The sequence below is a fragment of the Rhodanobacter spathiphylli B39 genome (assembly GCF_000264295.1).
Classification (GTDB): Bacteria; Pseudomonadota; Gammaproteobacteria; order Xanthomonadales; family Rhodanobacteraceae; genus Rhodanobacter; species Rhodanobacter spathiphylli.
In genome coordinates, this window is the sequence record NZ_AJXT01000034.1 from 24,274 (window position 1) to 45,912 (window position 21,639).

Genomic DNA, 21,639 nt, shown 5'->3' on the forward strand with positions numbered 1-21,639 from the left:
GTTTCCCGATACCTGGCCCGATGACTGAAAGCTGGATCTTCCCTGATTGGCCCGCGCCACCCCAGGTGCGGGCCGCGATCACCACCCGGCTTGGTCCCGGCATCTCGGCGCCGCCGTTCGATCGCTTCAATCTCGGCTTGCGCAGCGGCGACGCCGCCGACGCGGTGACTGCCAACCGCAGCGCCTTGCTGCAGTCGCTGCGCCTGCCGGCCGAGCCGCGCTGGCTGCAGCAGGTGCACGGCTGCGAGGTCGCCGAGCTGGGGCCGCTGCCCGGCAAGGCCGAACCCCAGGCGGACGCGGCGGTTTCGCACATCCCCGGCACCGTGCTTTCGATCCTCACCGCCGACTGTCTGCCGGTGCTGTTCTGTGCCGAGGATAGCAGCGAGATCGGCGCCGCCCACGCGGGCTGGCGTGGCCTGGCCGGCGGCGTGCTGGAGGCCACGCTGGGCCAGATGATCATGCCGTCGTCGCGACTGCTGGCATGGCTGGGGCCGTGCATCGGCGCCGCCTCGTACGAGGTGGGGGCCGAAGTGCGCGCCGCCTTCGTGGCGCACGATGCGGCCGCGGCCGGATGCTTCGTGGCGACGCGGCCCGGCCACTGGCTGTGCGACCTGGCCGGCCTGGCGCGCCAGCGGCTGGCCGCGGCCGGCGTGGCACGCATCCACGGCGGCGGGTTCGACACCTTCGCCGATGCGCGGTTCTACTCGTACCGTCGCGACGGCGCGCGCAGCGGGCGCTTCGCCAGCCTGGTCTGGCTCGACCGCAGCTGATCGCTAGGCGCGCAGCGTGCCCAGAAAATTCCTGCGCCACAGCGTGATGTCGTTGGTGCGCAGCACGTCCATCATCGCCTCCCAGCGGCGGCGACGCTCGGCCAGCGGCATCTTCAGGGCCAGTGCCAGCGCGTCGGCGACTTCCTCGGTGTCGGCGGGGTTCACCAGCAGGGCGTCTTCCAGTTCCAGCGCGGCGCCGGCGAAGCGGGACAGCACCAGCACGCCGGGATCGGCCGGGTCCTGGCAGGCCACGTATTCCTTGGCCACCAGGTTCATGCCGTCGCGCAGCGGCGTCACCAGGCCGACCCGGGCGCTGCGGTAATAGCCGGCCAGCAATCGGTGCGGAAACGACTTGTTGATGTAGCGGATCGGCGCCCAGTCGGGCGTGGCGTACTTCCCGTTGATGTGGCCGGCGCTGCGCTCGAGTTCGTGGCGGATCGCGCGATACTCCAGCACGGCGCCGCGCGAGGGTGGCGCGATCTGCAGGAAGGTCACCTGCTGGTGCAGTTCGGGATGGCGCTCCAGCAGCCGCGCATAACCCTCGAATCGTTGCGGCAGGCCCTTGGAGTAGTCCAGCCGATCCACGCCGATGATCAGCGCGCGTCCTTCGAGGCTGTGTTGCAGCTGGGTGATCTCGCGGATCGAGGCCGCCTTGGCCGCCACGTCGGCGATGCCCCGGGTGTCGATGCTGATCGGGAACGCACCGGCGCGGAACTGGCGGCCGTTCGGCATGCGCATGCGCCCGGCCAGGCGCATCACCGCGCCGGCTTCATGCAGGAAATAGTCTTCCAGCGCGCGCAGGTCGCGGCGGGTGTGCACGCCGACCAGGTCGTAGCTGGCCAGGGTTTCCAGCAGCTCGCGGTGATTCGGCAGGGCGATCAGCAGGCCGGCGGCGGGCAGTGGCGTGTGCAGGAAGAATCCGATGCGGTTGTGCACGCCCCGGGCCCGCAGCATCGAGGCGAGCGGGATCAGGTGGTAGTCGTGCACCCAGATGACATCGTCCGGCTTGATCAGCTGCTGCAGTTTTTCCGCGAACATCTCGTTGACGCGCAGGTAGCCGGCCAGGTGGCTGCGCCGGTAGTCGACCACGTCGGGCCGGTAGTGCAGCAGCGGCCACAGCGCGCCGTTGGCGAAGCCGGTGTAGAAATCGTCATGGTCGGTGCGGGAAAGATCGATGGTGGCGTAGTCGATCTTGCCCTCCTGCTGCTGATGCAGTTCCGCGGCCGTCTCGCCGGCCACCTTGCCGCTCCAGCCGAACCACAGGCCACCATGCTCGTCGAGCGCCGCATGCAGCGCCGATGCCAGCCCGCCGGGCGCGCCCTGGCGCGGCAGCGCCACCCGGTTGGAAACGACCACCAGCCGGCCGCCAGCCTTGCGCGCCGTCATCACAGGGCCTCCTCCCAGCGCCGCGACAGGCGCATCGCCGCCTGGATCAGGCCGACCAGGGAATACGTCTGCGGGTAGTTGCCCCAGTGTTCGCCGGTGGCCGGGGCGAGGTCCTCCGACAGCAGGCCCAGTACGTTCCGCTGTTTCAGCATGTGCTCGAACAGCGCCCGTGCCCGTTCCCTGCGTCCGGTGGCGGCCAGCGCCTCGATGTACCAGAACGTGCAGATGTTGAAGCTGGTTTCCGGCGCGCCGAAATCATCCGGTGCGATGTAGCGGAACAGGTAGTCGCCACGGCCCAGTGCCACGCCGATCGCGTCGACCGTGGCCACGAAGCGCGGATCGGCAGCCTCGATGAAGCCGATGTCGGCCAGCAGCAGCAGGCTGGCGTCCAGGTGCTCGCCATCGTAGGCGTCGACGAAGTGGCCGAGCTTTTCGTTCCAGGCGCGAGCCTCGATGCGTCCGTGCAATTGCACGGCCTCCTCGTGCCAGTAGCGCGCGCGCTCGGCCAGCCCCAGCTCGGTGGCGATATGCGCCAGCCGGTCGCAGGCCGCCCAGCACATCGCCGCCGAGTAGGTGTGGACGGCTGCCCGGCCGCGATATTCCCACAGCCCGGCGTCGGGCTGTTCGGCCACCCGCAGCGCCATCTCGCCCATCCGCTCGAGCCGGCGAAAGGTCACTTCGTCGCCGCGATGTTCCAGCCGGCGGTCGAAGAACAGCTGGGTCGACGCGAGTACCACCGAGCCGTAGACATCGTTCTGGCGCTGCCGCCACGCATCGTTGCCCACCCGTACCGGGCCCATGCCGCGGTAGCCGGCGAGCGTCTCCACCTGGCGCTCGGGCAGCTCGCTCTCGAAGGTGATGCCGAACACCGGGCCGAGTTCGCCTTCATCGAGCTGGGCGACCAGGTTGAAGGTGTAGCGGATGTACTCCTCCATCGTGCGGGTCGCGCCGAGGCGGTTCAGCGCGCGCACGGTGAAGGCGGCGTCGCGCAGCCAGCAGTAGCGGTAATCCCAGTTGCGCGCGCTGCCGGCCGATTCGGGTATCGACGTGGTCAGCGCCGCCACGATCGCACCGGTGGCTTCGTACTGGCAGAGCTTCAGGGTGATCGCGGCGCGGATCACCGCTTCCTGCCATTCGTAGGGAATCGACAGGTAGCGGGCCCACTCGCGCCAGTAGTCCAGCGTCCGTTCCAGTGCCAGGTGGACGAAGTCGGCCACGTTCGTGTCGAGGGTCTCGTCGGGGCCGAACACGAAGTGGGCCGGCCGGTCGAGCCCGAACGGCAGCTGGCGTTCGACCAGAAGCGGTGCGATATCGGTGGTCAGGCGCTGCACCACGTCGCTGAGCAGGTAGCGGATGTGGTTGCTGCCTGCGGTGGTGGCCGGCGCACGTGCGCCGTACTCGCACAGCGGGCGCAAGCGCACGCGGATGCGTGGCGAACCCGCGATGGGCGCGACCCGGCGCACCAGCATCTCCGGGTGATAGAAGCGGCCGTTCAGTCGATGTCGCGGCGCGAAGTCAGTGATCTCGATGGCACCGCCGTGGCGGTCGAACAGGCGGGTCACCAGTACCGCGGTGTTGGCCAGGTAGAACTGTTCGACGTGATCGAAGTCCTCCAGCTCGATCGCCCAGTCGCCACCCCCGCTGGTGGGCGAAAGCAGGCTGCAGAAACTGGCGTCGGCATCGAAGCGTGGCAGGCAGCACCACACGATGCGCGCATGCGGGTCGATAAGCGCGGCAACGCTGCCGTTGCCGATCACGCCAAGCTCAAGGCTGGCGTGCAGGGCCTCCGTGGGGAAGTCGGGCATGGGTAGGGGCTCCGTGCGTCAGTGCGTGCAGGACGCGGGTCAGCCAGGCCTCGGTGGCGGCCGGGCCGGGCAGGGTGAAATGGGCGGCGCTGGGTTCGCGCTCGCCAATGCGGATGCTGAAGCCACCACGACGATTGACCGCGTCGAAAGCGTGCTCGTCGGTGAGGTCGTCACCGAGGTAGACCGGGGTGCGGCCGGCAAACGGCGCGCGCTGCAGCAGCTCCGTCACCGCCCGTCCCTTGTCCATGCCCGCCGGCTTGAATTCCAGCACCTGGTGGCCGGGCTGCAACTCGTAGCCGGGCAGGCGCGCCATCAGTTCGGAGGCGGCGCCGTGCAGGCGGGCCAGCTGCTCCGGCGCGCGGCGACAGTGCAAGGCGACCGCCAGCTGCTTGTCTTCCACCTGCACGCCCTCGAATCGCGCCGCCAGGGCGCGCACCTCGCGGTGCATGTGATCCTGCCCGGCCTGCGGCACGATGACGCGGCGAAAGCTGCCGCTGGCCTGGCGCAGCTCCAGCCCGTGCAGGCCGATCGCCGCCCAGCGCGGGCGCTCGAAGAGCCGGTCGAGGTCGTCCAGTTCGCGTCCGCTGACCAGGGCCATCGCGCCCTCGGTTGCCGCATGCACGTCGTGGAGCAGGGCCAGCAGGGCGGGGCTGACCCGCACCGAACCGGGGTCGTCGGCAAAATCGAGCAAGGTCCCGTCGACGTCGAACAGCAGCGCCCAGCCGGCGCCGGCGGCGGGAAGCGGGGGAGCCGGCAGGACCGGGCGCGTCGGTGTGGTGGAGGGGCGTGGAGTCGACATCGCATCCACCGTAACAAGCCGAATGTGAAAAGCTGGGCATGCCGGTCAGGTCATCGCCGTGGACGGCCCAGCTTGAATCGGGCTGCACCGTCCGCATTTTTGCGTCAGTGGCGGATGCACCGCCAAACCAGCCTCGGGGATCTTCGACATGCGGATGGACAAACTCACCTCGCGGTTCCAGCAGGCGCTGGCCGACGCGCAATCGCTGGCCGTGGGCCGCGACAACAACATGCTTGAGCCGGTGCACGTGATGGCGGCGCTGCTGGGCCAGCAGGGCGGCTCCACGGCGCCGCTGCTGACCCAGGGCCAGGTCAACGTGCCGATGTTCACGCAGCGGGTGAACGAGATGCTCGAGCGCCTGCCGCGGGTCAGCGGACAGGAAGGCAACATCAACCTCGGCAACGACCTCAATCGCCTGCTCAACCTCACCGACAAGCTGGCCCAGCAGCGCGGGGACCAGTTCATCGCCAGCGAACTGTTCGTGCTGGCCGCGCTGGAGGACAAGGGCGAGCTGGGCGCGGCGCTGAAGGCGGCCGGCGCGAACAAGGCCAACCTCGAAGCGGCGATCGACAAGCTGCGGGGCGGCGAGAAGGTGCAGAGCGAGAACGCCGAGGAGCAGCGACAGGCGCTGGAAAAATATTGCATCGACCTCACCGAACGCGCCGAGCGCAACAAGCTCGACCCGGTGATCGGTCGCGACGAGGAAATCCGCCGCACCATCCAGGTGCTGCAGCGGCGCACCAAGAACAATCCGGTATTGATCGGCGAACCCGGCGTGGGCAAGACCGCGATCGTCGAGGGCCTGGCCCAGCGCATCATCAAGGGCGAGGTGCCCGAGGGCCTGCGCGACCGCCGCGTGCTGGCGCTGGACATGGGCGCGCTGATCGCCGGCGCGAAGTTCCGCGGCGAGTTCGAGGAGCGGCTGAAGGCCGTGCTCAGCGACCTCTCGAAACAGGAAGGGCGGGTGATCCTGTTCATCGACGAGCTGCACACCATGGTCGGCGCCGGCAAGGGCGAAGGCTCGATGGATGCCGGCAACATGCTCAAGCCCGCGCTTGCGCGCGGCGAGTTGCACTGCATCGGCGCCACCACGCTCGATGAATACCGCAAGTACATCGAGAAGGATGCCGCCCTGGAGCGGCGCTTCCAGAAAGTGTTCGTGGGCGAGCCCAGTGTCGAGGACACCATCGCGATCCTGCGCGGCCTGAAGGAGCGTTACGCGGTGCATCACGGCGTGGAGATCACCGACCCGGCGATCGTCGCCGCCGCCACCTTGTCCAATCGCTACATCGCCGACCGCCAGCTGCCGGACAAGGCGATCGACCTGATGGACGAGGCGGCCAGCCGCATCCGCATGGAGATCGACTCCAAGCCGGAGGAGCTCGACCGTCTCGAACGGCGGCTGATCCAGCTGAAGATCCAGCGCGAGATGCTGAAGAAGGAGAAGGACAGCGAGTCGAAGCAGCGCCTGGCCGATCTGGAAACCGACATCGACAAGCTCGAGCGCGAGTTCTCCGACCTCAACGAGATCTGGAAGTCCGAGAAGGCGTCGCTGCAGGGCACGACCAGGGTCAAGGAGCAGATCGAGCAGGCCCACCAGGAGCTCGAATCCGCCCAGCGCCGGCAGGATTACGCAAAGATGAGCGAGATCCAGTACGGCAAGCTGCCGGAACTGGAAAAGCAGCTCGCCGCGGCGCAGGCCGCCGAGACGCAGGATTTCAAGCTGGTGCAGACCAAGGTCACCGCCGAGGAAATCGCCGAGGTGGTGGCGCGCTGGACCGGCATCCCGGTCAGCAAGATGCTCGAAGGCGAACGCGACAAGCTGCTGAAGATGGAAGACGAGCTGCACAAGCGCGTGGTCGGCCAGGACGAGGCGGTGCACGCGGTGGCCGACGCGATCCGTCGCTCGCGTGCCGGCCTGTCCGATCCGAACCGGCCGAACGGTTCGTTCCTGTTTCTGGGTCCTACCGGCGTGGGCAAGACCGAACTGTGCAAGGCGCTGGCCGAATTCATGTTCGACACCACCGACGCGATGGTGCGCATCGACATGAGCGAGTTCATGGAGAAGCACTCCGTCTCGCGCCTGGTCGGTGCGCCTCCGGGCTACGTCGGTTACGAGGAAGGCGGCTACCTCACCGAGGCGGTGCGCCGCCGGCCGTACAGCGTGATCCTGCTGGACGAGGTGGAGAAGGCCCATCCGGACGTGTTCAACATCCTGCTGCAGGTACTCGACGACGGCCGCCTCACCGACGGCCAGGGCCGCACCGTGGATTTCCGCAACACCGTCATCGTGATGACCTCGAACCTGGGCTCGCAGATGATCCAGGACGCCTCGGAGAACGGCGGCGACGCGGAGGAGCAGTACACCCAGATGAAGGCGTCGGTGATGGGCGTGGTGCAGGCGCACTTCCGTCCCGAGTTCATCAACCGGCTCGACGAGATCGTGGTGTTCCGTCCGCTGGACAAGGCCCAGATCCGCGCCATCGCGAAGATCCAGCTGCAGTATCTGGAGCGGCGACTGGCCGAGCGTCAGCTGAAGCTCGACGTGGCGGACGATGCGCTGGCGCTGCTCGGCAACGTGGGCTTCGATCCGGTCTACGGTGCGCGGCCGTTGAAGCGGGCGATCCAGCAGCAGCTGGAGAATCCGCTGGCCAGGCAGATCCTGGAAGGACAGTTCCAGCCGGGCGATACGGTCGGGGTGTCCGCCGAGGGCGGGCAGCTGGTGTTTCGCAAGTCCTGATGCGGCGCCGGCAGCCCGGCTCCGCCTGAACGAAGCAGGGCCATCCTGGACGGATGGCCCTGCTGTTTTTGCGAGGCTGCCTTTGGTGCCGAGCGGCCTTCGTCCGGACTCACTCGAGGTCGAGTACCTTTTTGTCGTTGTCGCGGCGGCGCTGTTCCTTCTGCTGGTAGCGGGCCTCGCAGCCGTCGCGCTTGACCATCACGCAATCCAGATAATCGGTGGCCTCGATCAGCGCGGCGCGCACGGCCTTGCTGGCCGGCGTCTTCTTCGAGTGGCCGAAGTCACCGCCCACGCCATGGGTGAAGCCGCTGAGGCTGACCCCGCCGCCGGAGCTGTTGCCCTCGACCGTGCGCGAGTACACCACTTCGGACGTTTCCGCGTCGATCACGCGCAGATCGATCGCCACGTAAGCCTGGGATTTGCCGCCGCCCACGCGGAAGCCCGCGATGTTGAGGCCGCCGCCCGTCTTGGACGTGTCTTCGGTGTAAGCGGCAACGCTGCCGGTGACCAGGTACTGTGCGCCGGTGATGTTGCCGGTGTGCGGCGTGCTGCCCGGACGCATGCGTGAGGAGGCGGCGAGATCCTGCTCGGCGAGCACGGCGTCGATCTTCTGTCGCTCGATCACCTTGAAGTCGCCGGTGGCGCTCAGTTCGTTGCTGAGCACATCGGCCAGCTGGTTGCCGACGTCGCCGTTCCACCAGCTGGCCGAGCTGGTCTGGTTGGTGAAGTCGATCACGGCGACGGTCATCGTCGGCGCTTCGCGGGCCATGGCGGCACCGCCTGCGGTCAATGCCAGGGCCAGCGCTGCGCCCAGCAGGCCCGTGTGGTTTGCGAGTTTCATCAAGTCCCCTCCAGTCATTGGCGTGATACCCGTCCGATCGACGCGCGATGCCGCGGCGAAAGTACGGGTGTGGTGTCGTGCCAGGGTGCAGTCCCCCCGCAATCCCCCTGGATTCCGGCTGCCGAGTGTCGCGGGCGGCGCAGGCGTTTGCCGTTGCGCGATCACGCCGGATGCTGGTCGTGCGGGATTGGCCTTGTCAAGCGGTCCCTGCACGGGTGCACTCCCCGGTGCAGGGCGGCACCCTGTGCGGCGATTATCCGGGGGCGGCCCCGGGCCGGCTGTCAGCGCGGACGGCAGGTGGTGTAGGGCAAACCCGTCAATGCCTGGCGGCGGGGACGACAGGGCAGCCCGGCCGTGCGGGAGCTGTCGGGGTGGCGACGCCGGGATGGAGGCCTCGGGCGGTCAACGAAGTCGGTCGAGAGCGATGGGGCCGGGACGCAGCCCCGGGCGAACCGGGGCTGCGTGTTGCCGTGGCGGTGCCGCGTTCGCTCACTGCCAGCTGTAACGCACCTTGCCGTAGACGTAGGCGCCGTTGTAGCCGAACGGCGAGAAGGTCGAGTAGGGCAGGGTGCCGTTGTTGGTGTTGTTGGCGATGTTCCTGTCCGGATGGGCGTCGAGCGCGTTGTCCGCGCCCACGGTGAAGGTCCAGTCATGGAGGTTGTAGTTCACCGCCAGGTCGAGCACCCACTTGGGTGTGAAGGTCTGGTCGATCACCGGCGGCGTGGCGTTCGGGTTGTAGCTGGCCAGGCTGCTGACATAGCTGGTGTAACGGCCATAGCGTGTCAGCGTGCCGGTCACGCCCCAGTTGCCCACGTTGTATTGCTCGTTGAGGATGAGCTTGCTGCGCGGGCTGGAATTGCCCAGGTATCCCTGGATGTCCTGGCGGTTCAGGCGGACGAAGCTGACGCCCAGGTTGTCCAGCACCGTCGGGTTCGGCTTCACGTCGGTGACCGTGTTCTGGTTATAGTTCGCGCTGAGCGTGGTGGCCAGGGTGCCCGCGTTGCCGAGGTCGGCCAGGTAGCTGCCCACGAAATCGACGCCACGGGTGCGCGTGTCCGCCGCGTTGGTAAAGTAGTTGACGCTGCTGTAGCCGAGATCGCTGATGCCGTTGGCGGCCAGGTAGCTGACCACCGCGGGGGTGGTGGTCGAGATCGCGCCGGACAGCGCCACGCGGTCGCGGATGTTGATCTGGTACACGTCCAGGCTGAGGGTCAGCGCATCGGTGGGGCTCCACACCGTGCCCAGGGTGTAGTTCCTGGACTTCTCGGGCTTCAGCGCTTCGGCACCCAGCAACTGGGCGATCTGGCTGCCGACCGGTACCAGTCCCCGGTTGTAGATGCCTGCCGGCAGGCCCGGCAGACTGCCGGCGCCGTAGAACAGCGAGGAGATCTGCGAGAAATACTCCTGCCCCAGCGAGGGCGCGCGGAAGCCGGTGGAGGCGCTGCCGCGGATGGCGAAGCTGTCGGTGAAGTCGAAGCGACCCGACAGCGAGCCGGACGTGGTGTTGCCGAAGTCGTTGTAATGCTCATGCCGCACCGCAGCCGCCACCCCAAGCCGGTCGGTGAGGTTGGTTTCGAGGTCGAGGTAGGCGGCCACGTCGTGGCGGGAGGCGTCCACCGCGTTCGCCGGTTGCCAGCCGGCAAAGCCCTGTGCGCCGCCGGAGACGCCGGAGGTGCCCACGTACCAGGACGGCAGCGAGCCGGCATCGATGGCGTAGGTCTGCCGCAGATACTGGGCGCCGAACGCCACCGTGAGCGAATTGGGCAGCCCGCCCGCCTGGATGTCCTTGGCGACGTCGAGATCCAGGCTCTGCTGCTCGGCGCTGAGGATGCCGTCGCTGAAGACGCTGGGCGCGCTGCCGAAGTCGTTGAGGTAGGCGTAGTTGGTGCTGTTGCGTGTTTCGTAGGAAACCCGGTTGCGACCGTAGTTGCCGCTCAGGTCCCAGCGCCAGCCGCCGATCTTGCCACGCAGGCCCGCCACCAGCGAGGTGTCGGTGGAGTCGGCATGTTCGAGCGGCAGGAAGCCGTCCGGATACACCTGGCCGATCAGTGCATTGTTCGGCTTGGGCGAATTGGTGCCATAGCGGAAGAACGCGGGTGACGTGCTCTGGCGGCGACCGTAGTGCCCGAAGCTGTAAAGCTGCACGTCCGGGGTGATGTCGTACTGCGCATTCAGCAGCAGGTTGTTGTCATGCACGTCCGGGTCGCCCTGGCGGAAGTTCACGCCCAGCTGCGGGAAGCCGGGGCGATTGTCCGGCCCGGCGCGGTTGGTGTGATCCTGGTTGCCACTCTGCAGTGCAAGCCGCAGCCAGCCCTTGTCGCCGCCCAGCGGGATGCCGAAGTTGGCCGAGCCCTGCCACTGCCTGCCGTCGCCCGCGGAGTACTGGCCGCCAGTGACCTGCACGTCGCCGCCCTTGGCGCCCTGTTTCAGGATGACGTTGATGACGCCGGCGATCGCGTCCGAGCCGTACTGGGCGGACGCGCCGTCGCGCAAGACCTCGATGTGGTCGATGGCGGACATCGGGATGGTATTCAGATCCACCGGCTGCGAGCCGCGGCCGATCACGCCGTTGTTGAGCAGGATGGCGCCCGGATGCCAGCGCTTGCCGTTCACCAGCACCAGCACTTCGTCGGGTGACAGGCCGCGCAGCTGGGCGGGACGCTGCGTGTCGGCCGAGTCGGCGGCGGCCGGGCGCGGGAAATTCAGCGAGGGAATGATGCGCGCCAGCGCTGTGGACAATTCGCTGGTGCCGGTCTGCTGCAGGACCTTGGCCGACACCACGTCGATCGGGGTCAGCGAGCTGCTTTCCGTGCGGTTGTCGGCGCGGGTGCCGGTGACGATCACGGCACTGAGGTCGCGGGCCTTGGCGGGTGCCGGTGCCTGTGCTTCCTGCGCCGCGGCATTGCCGGCCAATGCCAGCAACACCGCGGCAGGAAGCCATGCCGACGCGGTCGTACGGGTACGCTTGCTCATGAGGTTCTCCGGATGGGGATGTTGCCGTGCAGCAATCACAGACTAGTGGTGCAGGTAGTGGCCGTCAATAGACGTATAGACGTCTATACGTCCATAGCCCATGCGTCGATCCCGGCGCGCGGGCGTCTGGCGGGTCGGTCACGCCCGGTTCCGATCACGAGGCTACTACCCGCCCGCGCGCATCGCCATGAGCGGTCCGGCACGTTGAAATCCGCCGGTCAGCGCCGATAATGGCCAGTTGCCGGCTCGCGTGCCGGCGGGATTTTCCGGAGCCTCCATGCCCATCTACGAATTCGAATGCAGCCAGTGCGGTCACCGTTTCGACCGCCTGCAGAAGTTGTCCGACACCGACCCGGTGGTCTGCCCCGCGTGCAGCACCCCGAACCTGCACCGGCGGGTCAGCGCGCCGTCCTTCCGGCTGGCTGGCAGCGGCTGGTACGAGACCGACTTCAAGAAGGACGGCGACAAGAAGCGCAACCTGGTCGATGCATCACCGGGCGAGGCCAAGCCCGCCGCCGGTGCGCCGGTCGCTGCGGCCGCAGCCCCCGCCCCCGCTGCCAGCCCCGCGCCGGCGGCAGGCGGATCGGGCAACAGCGGAAGCTGAACCACGGAGCGGCGGCGCAGTTTCCTGCGCGGCTTCGCAAGATATGCTGACCTCCGGAGACGGCGGCGATCCCGCTGCCGCCACTGCCAGCGAGGAGCAAGACCGATGCGCGCAATCAGCGGATGGACCAGTGGAATAGTCATTGCAGGACTGCTGGGCAGCCTGCTCGGGATCGCGTCGCCGGTGCGCGCGCAGTCGGATGCGCCGGTGCGCTGCGTGAGCAAGGACGGGCACTATGCCCGCTGCGCCGTGCCGTGGCGCCGGGTCGAACTCTACAAGCAGGAGTCCAAGGGCGCCTGCATCGAGGGCCAGAGCTGGGGCATGGATCACGGCACCTTGTGGGTCGACCGGGGTTGCCGCGGCCTGTTCGGTCCGGCCGGGCGCGGTGGCTACGGTGACTACCGTGGTGATCGTGGGGGACATGGCAACCCGCACGGCGGCTGGCAGCCAGGCCCGGACTGGAATCGCCGGATCAGCCTGCAGTGCGACAGCAACAAGAAGAAGTACCAGATGTGCCAAGTCGACGTGGGCCGCAACGGCAGCGTGCGACTGGCACGCCAGCTCTCCGATGCCCGCTGCACCGAGGGCTACAGCTGGGGCTGGAACCGCGCCGGGGTGTGGGTGGCGCACGGTTGCCGCGGCCAGTTCCTGGTCGATCGCCGCTGGTGATGCGGGCCGGGCCGGTGGCGGTCGTCCGCCGCCGGTCCGCCGCGGCGCGCGGCGGTGGTAAACTTGGCGGTCTTTTCCCCTGCCTGAAGTCGCCCCGCGGCGACGCCGGAGTTCCAACGCATGCGCACGCATTACTGCGGCCTCATCGATGAGTCGCTGATCGGCCAGTCCGTCACCCTGTGCGGCTGGGTCAACAAGATTCGTCTGCAGGCCCACGTCGCCTTCGTCGACCTGCGCGACCACGAGGGTCTGGCGCAGGTGGTGGTCGACCGCGACAACGCTGCGGCCTTTGCCGTGGCCGGCGAGATCGGCAACGAGTATTGCCTGCGTGTCACCGGCACCATCCGTGCGCGCGTGTCGGTCAACGACAAGCTGAAGACCGGCACGGTCGAGCTGTTGGCCGACACGGTGGAGATCCTCAATGCCGCGAAGGATCTGCCGTTCGCACTGCACGAGAATCCGAACGAAGACATGCGGATGACCTACCGCTACCTCGACCTGCGCCGCCCGGAGATGCAGGCGATGATGCGCAAGCGGATCAGGCTGGTGCAGGCGCTGCGCCGCTACCTGGACGAGCGTGGCTTCCAGGACATCGAGACGCCGATCCTGACCAAGGCCACCCCCGAAGGTGCGCGCGATTACCTGGTGCCCAGCCGCGTGCACCCGGGCCAGTTCTACGCCCTGCCGCAGTCGCCGCAGCTGTTCAAGCAGATCCTGATGATGGCCGGCTTCGATCGCTACTACCAGATCGCCCGCTGCTTCCGCGACGAGGACCTGCGCGCCGACCGCCAGCCGGAATTCACCCAGCTCGACCTGGAGTTTGCCTTCGTCGAGGAAAAGGACGTGCAGGATTTCGTGGAGGAGCTGATCCGCCACGTGTTCCGCGAGGTGCAGGGCGTGGAGCTGGACGCCGCGTTCCCGCGCATGACCTGGGCTGAGGCGATGCGTCGCTTCGGTTCGGACAAGCCGGACCTGCGCATCGCGCTGGAGCTGGTCGACGTGGCCGCTGCGCTGAAGCACATCGAGTTCAAGGTGTTCGCCGAGCCGGCCAATGCTCCGGATGGCCGCGTGGCGGCCTTGCGCGTGCCCGGCGGCAGCACGCTGTCGCGCAAGGACATCGACGGCCTGACCGAATACGCCTCGCGCTACGGCGCGAAGGGCCTGGCCTGGCTCAAGGTCGAGGATCTGGTCAGGGGTCGCGAGGGCATCAACTCGCCGGTGGCGAAGTTCCTCGACGACGTGGCGCTGGACGGCGTGCTGAAAGCCACCGGCGCGCAGACCGGTGACATCGTGTTCTTCGGCGCCGGCGCGTGGAAGACCGTCACCGACTTCATGGGCGCGGTGCGCCTGAAGGTGGGCAAGGATCGTGGCCTGGTCGAGGAAGGCTGGAAGCCGCTGTGGGTCACCGACTTTCCGATGTTCGAATACGACGCGGAAGAACAGCGCTACGTCGCCCTGCACCATCCGTTCACCGCGCCGAAGATCGACGACATCGCCGACCTGAAGAGCCACGCCGCCACCGCGGTGAGCCGGGGCTACGACATGGTGCTCAACGGCAACGAGATCGGCGGCGGTTCGATCCGTATCCACCGGCCGGACATGCAGAGCGCGGTATTCGAGTTGCTGGGCATCGGCGCGGACGAGGCCGAGGCGAAGTTCGGCTTCCTGCTCAAGGCGCTGAAGTTCGGCGCGCCGCCCCACGGCGGCCTGGCCTTCGGCATCGACCGCATCGCCGCGCTGATGGCCGGCACCGAGTCGATCCGCGACGTGATCGCCTTCCCCAAGACCACCAGCGCGCAGGATCTGATGACCGACGCGCCGTCGCCGGTCGGCGATGCGCAGTTGAAGGAACTGCACGTGGCGGTGCGGGCTTAGGAGCGTGGGCGGCTTCGGGCGGTTGTCCATGCCGGCCGCTTCCACGTTTTCGATTCCCGGCTCCCCGGCCACCCTTCCCGGCGCTCGCCATGTCTGAACATGTGATCCTGCTGCACGGCCTGTGGATGCGCGGTTTTGCGTTGTCCATGCTGCATCGCCGGCTGATGGAGGCGGGCTTTCGCGTGCATCGCTTCGACTACCTCAGCGTGGCGGCCACCGAGCAGCGCATCCTGGACCAGTTGCATGCACGCATGACCGACTTGCTCGGCGAAGCCGATGCCCAGGCCGTGCACCTGGTCGGGCACAGCCTGGGCGGGCTGCTCGCGCTGCGCGCCTGCCATGACGCCGCCGCATTGCCGTCCGGTCGCATCGTCTGCCTCGGTTCGCCGCTGCGTGGCAGTGCGGCGGCGCGCAGCTTTGCCCGCTGGGGACGTGGTGGCGAGGTATTGCTGGGGCACAACCGCGAGCTGCTGGAGCAGGGGCTCGAACGCTGGGATGGCCCGCGCGAGGTGGGCATGATCGCCGGCTGCACGCCGCTGGGACTGGGCGCCATGCTTGGTCATTTCCAGGGCGAACACGATGGCACCGTGGCGGTCGAGGAGACCCTTCTGCCGGGGCTTGCCGACCATTGCGTGGTCGAAACCAACCACACCGGCCTGCTGTTTTCGCCCGAAGTGGCGCAGCTGACTGCCGGTTTCCTGCGCCACGGGCGTTTTTCGCCACCGCAGCCGCGTTGAGACGCCGCACCCCGCGATCCGGCACACAGGTTCAATTCAGGTAAAATTCCCGGCTTGTCCAACCGCCGTCGTGCAGGAATCGTCATGGGTAGAGGTCCGTCCATCGAAGGTCGCAAGAACGCCGAAGACGCCAAGCGCGCCAAGGTGTTCACCAAGCTGATCCGCGAAATCACCGTCGCCACCCGCGCCGGAGTGGCAGACCCTGGCGGCAACCCGCGCCTGCGCGCGGCGATCGACAAGGCCTTGTCAGCCAACATGACCAAGGACACCATCGAGCGCGCGATCAAGCGCGGCTCCGGTGCCGATGGCGGCGCCGACATGCAGGAACTGCGCTACGAGGGCTACGGCCCGGCAGGCACCGCGCTGATCATCGAAAGCTTCACCGACAACCCCACCCGCACCGTGGCCGACGTGCGCTATGCGCTGACCAAGCACGGCGGCAACCTGGGCACCAGCGGTTCGGTGGCGTTCCAGTTCACCCGTTGCGGCGAGCTGGTGTTTGCCACCGGCGGCGACGAGGCGGCCGAGGAGAAGGTGCTGGAGGCAGCACTGGAAGCCGGCGCCGATGACGTGGTCAACGAGCACGGCGAAAGCACCGTGCTGTGCGCGCCGGAAAACTTCGAGGCGGTGCAGCAGGCGCTGGTCGACGCGGGGCTGAGCGCGCTGCACGCCGGCGTGGTGATGCGTCCCAACAACCGCGTCGAGGTGCCGGAAGAGGCGCTGGAACAGCTGATGGACCTGCTCGAGAAGCTGGACTCGCTGGACGATGTGAGCGAGGTGTCCCACAACGCCCTGCTGCCGACGTGAAGCAGGGAATGGGGAATCGGGCATAGGGAATGGACAGGACCGCGCAGTCCCGGGTGATCTTCATCCGCGGCCGAGCTCAATCATGAGCAAGGCCTCCGTCGCTGGGTGCGCAGCTTCCGATTCCCGACTCCCGATTCCCGATTCCCGTGCCGTGCGCATCATCGGCATCGATCCGGGCAGCCAGCGCACCGGCGTGGGCATCATCGACGTGGATGACACGGGCAAGCTGAGCCATGTGTTCCATGGTGCGCTTGCCGTGGCGGGCGAGGCGACCTTCCCGCTGCGGCTCAAACGCATCTTTGACGAGCTGTGTGACATCATCGCCACGCATCGGCCGGCCGAATGCGGGATCGAGCGCGTGTTCATGGCGCGCAACCCCGACTCGGCATTGAAGCTGGGCCAGGCGCGTGGCGCCGCCATTTGCGCAGTGGTCAGTCAGGGGATCGTGGTGCACGAATACGCGGCAACCGAAGTGAAGCAATCCGTGGTCGGCAGTGGCCGCGGCGACAAGACCCAGGTGCAGCACATGATCGGCGTCCTGCTTGGCCTGAAAGGTCCGCTGCAGGCTGACGCCGCCGATGCGCTGGCGATCGCCGTGACCCATGCGCATACCCGCGCCAGCCTGGCCCGGGTCGGCATTCCGCGCACCGCCTGGAGGCGACGCCGATGAAGGCGTCGCGGATGAAGAAGACCGCGAGGCGGCGCCGGTGATCGGGCGGCTGCGCGGCACCCTGATCGGCAAGCAGCCGCCGTCGTTGCTGGTCGACGTGGGCGGGATCGGCTACGACGTCGAGGCGCCGATGTCGACCATCTACGACCTGCCGGGCCTGGGCAAGGAAGTGGTGTTGCTGATCCATCATGCGGTGAAGGAAGACGGCATCACTCTTTATGGCTTCCTGCACGAGACCGAGCGCGCGCTGTTCCGCAACCTGCTCAAGGTCAGCGGCATCGGCGCGAAGATCGCCTTGTCCGTGTTGTCCGGCGTGTCCACCGACCACTTCGCGCGGCTGGTGCAGGCCGGCGACGTGGTGGCGCTGACCAAGATTCCCGGCATCGGCAAGAAGACCGCCGAACGCATCGTGGTGGAACTGCGCGACCGGCTCGACGGCGTGGCCGGCGTTCCCGGCGTGCCGTCGCAGCGGGCCAGCGCGCCACTCGATGCGGCCGGCGAGGCGACCGTGGCGCTGCAGCAGCTGGGCTACAAGCCAGCCGAAGTCAGCCGCCTGGTGCAGAAAGTGGCCGCGGAAGGCGATACGGCCGAAGCCATCATCCGCAAGGCGCTGCGCGCCGCTCTGGGCAGCTAGCTCGCCAGGACTTCAATGAATACACAAGCAGACAACCCGGCCCAGCCATCGGCCCACGGTGACACCGCCCACGTGCGTGGCGCCAAGTCGACGCTGATCCTCGGCGCGATCGGCGTGGTGTTCGGCGACATCGGCACCAGCCCGCTGTACACCATGCACGAGACCTTCCTGCCCGAGCACGGCCTGCATCCCCGGCCGAGCACGGTGCTGGGCATCCTGTCGCTGGTGACCTGGTCGCTGATCATGGTGGTGGCGGTGAAGTACGTCAGCCTGGTCATGCGAGCGGACAACAAGGGCGAGGGCGGCATCATGGCGCTGATGACGCTGGCGCAGCGTGCCAGCGGCAAGTCCGTGGCCACGCGTCGGGCGGTGATGCTGATGGCCTTGCTGGGGGCGGCGCTGTTCTTCGGCGATGGCGTGATCACGCCATCCATTACCGTGTTGTCCGCGATCGAGGGCCTGCAGGTGGCCGCGCCGTCGCTGTCGCATTACGTGGTGCCGGTGACGGTGGCGGTGCTGGTGGGCCTGTTCTGGCTGCAGCGGCATGGTACGGCCAAGGTCGGCGCGATCTTCGGGCCGGTGATGGTGGTGTGGTTCCTGGCACTGGGGGTAATCGGCGTATGGAACATCATCCAGGCACCGGAAGTGCTGCGTGCACTGAATCCATGGCATGCGGTGCAGTTCTTCATGACCCATGGCAAGACCTCGATCCTGGCGCTGGGTTCGGTGGTGCTGTGCGTGACCGGCGCCGAGGCGCTGTATACCGACATGGGCCACTTCGGCCGGGTGCCGATCCGCGCCGCGTGGTTCTTCTTCGTGATGCCGGCGCTGCTGCTGAATTACTACGGCCAGGGCGGCCTGCTGCTGGTGCATCCGGAGACCATCGCCAACCCGTTCTATCACTCGGTGCCGGAGTGGGCGCTGTATCCGATGATCGCGCTGGCCACGATGGCGGCGGTGATCGCTTCGCAGGCGGTGATCTCCGGCGCTTTCACCGTGTGTCGGCAGGCGATCCAGCTCGGCTTCCTGCCCCGCATGCAGGTGGTGCACACCTCGCGCGAGGCGATCGGGCAGGTCTTCCTGCCGTGGATCAACCGCGCGCTGATGGTGGCGGTGATCGCCACCGTGGTCGGTTTCGGCTCGTCCAACGCGCTGGCCGGCGCCTATGGCATCGCCGTGACCGGCACGATGGCGATCGACACGGTCCTGGTGATGATCGTGGCCCGCCGCATGTGGCAGTGGAGCCGTCTGCTGGTGATCGGCCTGGGCGTGATCCTGCTGGCGATCGACCTCAGCTACTTCGGCGCCAATACGCTGAAGATCCTGCAGGGCGGCTGGTTCCCGCTGGTGCTGGGCCTGCTGATGTTCGCGGTGATGACCACCTGGCGCCGCGGTCGCGAGCTGGTGGTGCGCGAGATCAAGCAGGGCGGCCTGGCGCTGGCGCCGTTCATCGAGAACATGGCTGCGCATCCGCCATTGCGCGTGCCCGGCACGGCGGTGTTCCTCACCGCCAACCTCAGTGCGGTGCCGCATGCCCTGCTGCACAACCTGAAGCACAACAAGGTGCTGCACGAGCGCAACGTGCTGCTCACCGTCGGCATCCTGGAAACGCCGGTGGCCGAGGCCGATGAGCGCATCCAGCTCACCGCGCTGTCGTCCGGCAGCGACGACTTCTACGCGCTGGAGCTGCGCTTCGGCTTCGCCGAGGACCCGAACATCCCGCAGGCGCTGTCCCAGTGTTCACGCGAAGGACTCGCCTTCGACATGATGGACACCACCTTCTTCCTGTCCCGCGAGAGCATCGTGGCGGACGAGCGTCGTCCCGGCATGGCGCTGTGGCGCGACAAGCTGTTCGCCTTCATGTCGCGCAACGCGTTGCCCGCCACCGCGTTCTTCCAGATCCCCGGCAACCGGCTGATCGAGCTGGGGGCGCAGGTGGAGATCTGATCCGCGCGGCGGATCGGATCTCCACCGCGGCCCACGGATGGGCCGCTCCAATGCCGATCGTTTTGGCGATCGGCATTCGAAGCAGGGTCGGGCAACGCCCGATCCTGCGAGCCGGGAAAGTGCAGGAAATCACTTTCCCGGCATGAAGGGCTGCCTTTGCCGGTGATTCCCGCTCCGTTTCATCCGCCTGCCATAATGCAGGCATGACCGAAGCCCGCATCATCACCGCCGCCGCCCAGCTCGACGACGAGGCGCTGGAAGCCACCATCCGGCCGAAACGCCTGACCGAATACCTCGGCCAGCAGGCGGTGCGCGAACAGCTGTCGATCTACATCGAGGCGGCCAGGAAGCGGGGCGGGGCGCTGGACCACGTGCTGATCTTCGGCCCCCCCGGCCTGGGCAAGACCACGCTGAGCCACGTGATCGCCAACGAGCTCGGCGTCAACGTGCGTTCCACCTCAGGCCCGGTGCTGGAACGCGCCGGCGACCTCGCCGCGCTGCTGACCAACCTGGAGGCGAACGACGTGCTGTTCGTCGACGAGATCCACCGGCTGTCGCCGGTGGTCGAGGAAGTGCTGTACCCGGCGATGGAAGACTTCCAGATCGACATCATGATCGGCGAGGGCCCGGCCGCCCGTTCGATCAAGCTGGACCTGCCGCCGTTCACCCTGATCGGCGCGACCACCCGCGCCGGCATGCTCACCGCGCCCTTGCGCGACCGTTTCGGCATCGTGCAGCGGCTGGAGTTCTACACCACCGACGAGCTCACCGCGATCGTGCGCCGGGCGGCGAGGATCCTCGGCATCAGCTGCGCGCCGGAAGGGGCGCAGGAAATCGCCCGCCGTTCGCGCGGCACGCCGCGCATCGCCAACCGCCTGCTGCGCCGGGTGCGCGATTACGCCGAGGTGCGCGCCGGTGGCGAGATCACCCTGGCTGCGGCGCAGGCGGCGCTGGACATGCTGAAGATCGACCCGCAGGGGTTCGACGAACTGGACCGGCGCCTGCTCGGCCTGATCATCGAGAATTTCGACGGCGGTCCGGTCGGCGTGGAGTCGCTGGCCGCCGCGCTGAGCGAGGACCGCGGCACGCTGGAAGACGTGGTCGAGCCGTACCTGATCCAGCAGGGTTATCTGGTGCGCACCGCCCGCGGCCGCATGGTCAGCGCGAAGGGCTGGCGTCACCTGGGGCTGACCCCGCCGCCGCGCCAGGCGCAGGCGGCCGACCTGTTCGATGCGGGGGCCGGCGATGTCTGAGCCGGCCGCGCAACTGCCTTTCAGCTGGAAGGTCAGGGTCTACTGGGAAGACACCGACGCCGGCGGCGTGGTCTACCACGCCGGCTACCTGCGTTTCATGGAACGTGCCCGCAGCGAGTGGATGCGTGCGCTGGGCGTGGACCAGCTGGCGTACAAGCAGGCCACCGGGCTGGCCTTCATGGTGCGCGACATGCACATCGACTTTCTCAAGCCAGCCCTGCTGGATGATGAACTGACGGTAACGGTGGACGTCAAAGAACGGCGCGCTGCCAGTATCCTGTTCACCCAGACGATCATGAAGGCGGACGGCAGTTGCCTGATCCGCGCCAGCGTGCGGGTGGCCTGCGTCGATCTCCAGCGCATGCGGCCGGCTCCGATTCCGGCCGACCTGATTCCTCAAGAATAACCAAGCCGAACCGGCGGAGTACCTGCAAGCAATGAACGGTGGACTGAACATTTTCACGCTGATCGCGGATTCGAGCCTGCCGGTGAAACTGGTGCTGCTGGTATTGCTGGTGTTCTCGTTCCTGTCCTGGGTCATCATCGTGCGCAAGTATTCGCAGACCAAGGCGGCGATGGAGAACGCCGAGGAATTCGAGGAGCGCTTCTGGTCCGGCGGCGACCTGGCCCAGCTGTTCCGCGAGGTCAGCAGTCGCCAGGGCGGCACCGGCGGCATCGAGAACATCTTCGAGTCCGGCTTCCGCGAGTTCGCCCGCCAGCGCCAGCGCAAGACTCATGACACGCGCAGCGTGATCGAGGGTTCCGAGCGCGCCATGCAGGTCGCCGGCACGCGCGAGATCGGCCTGCTCGAACGCAACCTGGAATTCCTCGCCAACGTCGGCTCGATCAGCCCGTACGTGGGCCTGTTCGGCACGGTGTGGGGCATCATGGGTGCGTTCCAGGGCTTGGGCGAGATGAAGGACGTCACCATCGCGGTGGTCGCCCCGCACATCTCCGAGGCGCTGATCGCCACCGCCATGGGCCTGTTCGCCGCGATCCCGGCGCAGTGGGCGTACAACCGCTACGCCACCAAGGTCGAGCGCATCGCCTCGCGCTACGACGTGTTCCAGGAGGAGTTCTCCTCCGTGCTGCAGCGGCAGATCCAGACCGACGACGTCGCCTGAGCGGA

18 protein-coding genes are annotated in these 21,639 nt (G+C 67.7%); 13 read left to right on the forward strand and 5 right to left on the reverse strand.

Going from position 1 to position 21,639, the window contains the following annotated elements; all coding sequences use genetic code 11:
- The first annotated feature begins 20 nt into the window (after positions 1–20).
- Positions 21–770 carry a peptidoglycan editing factor PgeF gene (gene pgeF, locus UU7_RS11365; protein ID WP_007808379.1) on the forward strand — a complete coding sequence of 250 codons (750 nt, stop codon included), beginning with the start codon at positions 21–23 and terminating at the stop codon, positions 768–770.
- A gap of 3 nt (positions 771–773) precedes the next feature.
- On the opposite strand, the gene otsA is transcribed toward pgeF, so the two are convergent.
- From otsA to otsB, 3 genes are read right to left on the reverse strand one after another with little or no spacing between them, the layout of a single operon-like run.
- Positions 774–2,156 carry an alpha,alpha-trehalose-phosphate synthase (UDP-forming) gene (gene otsA / locus UU7_RS11370; RefSeq protein ID WP_007808381.1) on the reverse strand — a complete coding sequence of 461 codons (1,383 nt, stop codon included), beginning with the start codon at positions 2,154–2,156 and terminating at the stop codon, positions 774–776.
- Complete coding sequence (locus tag UU7_RS11375; RefSeq protein WP_007808383.1) at positions 2,156–3,961, reverse strand: glycoside hydrolase family 15 protein; 1,806 nt, start codon at positions 3,959–3,961, stop codon at positions 2,156–2,158. The genes otsA and UU7_RS11375 overlap by 1 nt, the downstream gene beginning before the upstream one ends.
- Complete coding sequence (gene otsB, locus UU7_RS11380) at positions 3,921–4,760, reverse strand: trehalose-phosphatase (RefSeq protein ID WP_007808385.1); 840 nt, start codon at positions 4,758–4,760, stop codon at positions 3,921–3,923. The genes UU7_RS11375 and otsB overlap by 41 nt, the downstream gene beginning before the upstream one ends.
- A gap of 148 nt (positions 4,761–4,908) precedes the next feature.
- Between otsB and clpB the strand changes: the two genes are divergently transcribed.
- Positions 4,909–7,500, forward strand: coding sequence for an ATP-dependent chaperone ClpB (clpB, locus tag UU7_RS11385; protein WP_007808386.1), 2,592 nt, complete (start codon positions 4,909–4,911; stop codon positions 7,498–7,500).
- A 109-nt stretch (positions 7,501–7,609) separates the two neighbouring features.
- Here the strand turns inward: clpB and UU7_RS11390 are convergent, their stop codons facing one another.
- A complete protein-coding gene (locus UU7_RS11390) occupies positions 7,610–8,341 on the reverse strand; it encodes a CsgG/HfaB family protein (protein ID WP_007808388.1) in 732 nt (243 codons plus the stop codon).
- Between the two features lie 489 nt (positions 8,342–8,830).
- Positions 8,831–11,314 carry a TonB-dependent receptor plug domain-containing protein gene (locus UU7_RS11395; RefSeq protein WP_007808390.1) on the reverse strand — a complete coding sequence of 828 codons (2,484 nt, stop codon included), beginning with the start codon at positions 11,312–11,314 and terminating at the stop codon, positions 8,831–8,833.
- 277 nt (positions 11,315–11,591) lie between these two features.
- On the opposite strand from UU7_RS11395, the gene UU7_RS11400 reads away from it, so the two are divergent.
- The 11 genes from UU7_RS11400 to tolQ all read left to right on the forward strand — a co-directional run bounded on the left by UU7_RS11400 (position 11,592) and on the right by tolQ (position 21,634).
- A complete protein-coding gene (locus UU7_RS11400; protein ID WP_007808392.1) occupies positions 11,592–11,918 on the forward strand; it encodes an FmdB family zinc ribbon protein in 327 nt (108 codons plus the stop codon).
- 105 nt (positions 11,919–12,023) lie between these two features.
- Positions 12,024–12,587 carry a DUF3011 domain-containing protein gene (locus tag UU7_RS11405; protein WP_007808395.1) on the forward strand — a complete coding sequence of 188 codons (564 nt, stop codon included), beginning with the start codon at positions 12,024–12,026 and terminating at the stop codon, positions 12,585–12,587.
- A gap of 120 nt (positions 12,588–12,707) precedes the next feature.
- Positions 12,708–14,462 carry an aspartate--tRNA ligase gene (gene aspS / locus UU7_RS11410; protein WP_007808396.1) on the forward strand — a complete coding sequence of 585 codons (1,755 nt, stop codon included), beginning with the start codon at positions 12,708–12,710 and terminating at the stop codon, positions 14,460–14,462.
- 89 nt (positions 14,463–14,551) lie between these two features.
- Positions 14,552–15,199, forward strand: coding sequence for an esterase/lipase family protein (locus UU7_RS11415; RefSeq protein ID WP_040673331.1), 648 nt, complete (start codon positions 14,552–14,554; stop codon positions 15,197–15,199).
- Between the two features lie 84 nt (positions 15,200–15,283).
- On the forward strand, positions 15,284–16,006 hold the full coding sequence (locus UU7_RS11420; protein WP_007808398.1) for a YebC/PmpR family DNA-binding transcriptional regulator: 723 nt from the start codon (positions 15,284–15,286) through the stop codon (positions 16,004–16,006).
- Positions 16,007–16,157: 151 nt separating this feature from the next.
- Entirely contained in the window at positions 16,158–16,676 is a 519-nt protein-coding gene (ruvC, locus tag UU7_RS11425) for a crossover junction endodeoxyribonuclease RuvC (RefSeq protein WP_007808400.1), read from the forward strand.
- A gap of 37 nt (positions 16,677–16,713) precedes the next feature.
- Positions 16,714–17,310, forward strand: coding sequence for a Holliday junction branch migration protein RuvA (gene ruvA / locus UU7_RS11430; protein ID WP_007808402.1), 597 nt, complete (start codon positions 16,714–16,716; stop codon positions 17,308–17,310).
- 15 nt (positions 17,311–17,325) lie between these two features.
- Positions 17,326–19,257 (forward strand): potassium transporter Kup, encoded by a 1,932-nt coding sequence (locus UU7_RS11435; RefSeq protein WP_007808404.1) that lies wholly within the window; start codon positions 17,326–17,328, stop codon positions 19,255–19,257.
- 203 nt (positions 19,258–19,460) lie between these two features.
- On the forward strand, positions 19,461–20,510 hold the full coding sequence (gene ruvB / locus UU7_RS11440) for a Holliday junction branch migration DNA helicase RuvB (RefSeq protein WP_007808406.1): 1,050 nt from the start codon (positions 19,461–19,463) through the stop codon (positions 20,508–20,510).
- Complete coding sequence (gene ybgC / locus UU7_RS11445; RefSeq protein WP_007808407.1) at positions 20,503–20,916, forward strand: tol-pal system-associated acyl-CoA thioesterase; 414 nt, start codon at positions 20,503–20,505, stop codon at positions 20,914–20,916. Before ruvB ends, ybgC begins: the two co-directional genes overlap by 8 nt.
- 31 nt (positions 20,917–20,947) lie before the next feature.
- Positions 20,948–21,634: a protein TolQ gene (gene tolQ, locus UU7_RS11450; protein WP_007808409.1), complete on the forward strand. Its 687-nt coding sequence runs from the start codon at positions 20,948–20,950 to the stop codon at positions 21,632–21,634.
- The last annotated feature ends 5 nt before the right edge of the window (positions 21,635–21,639 follow it).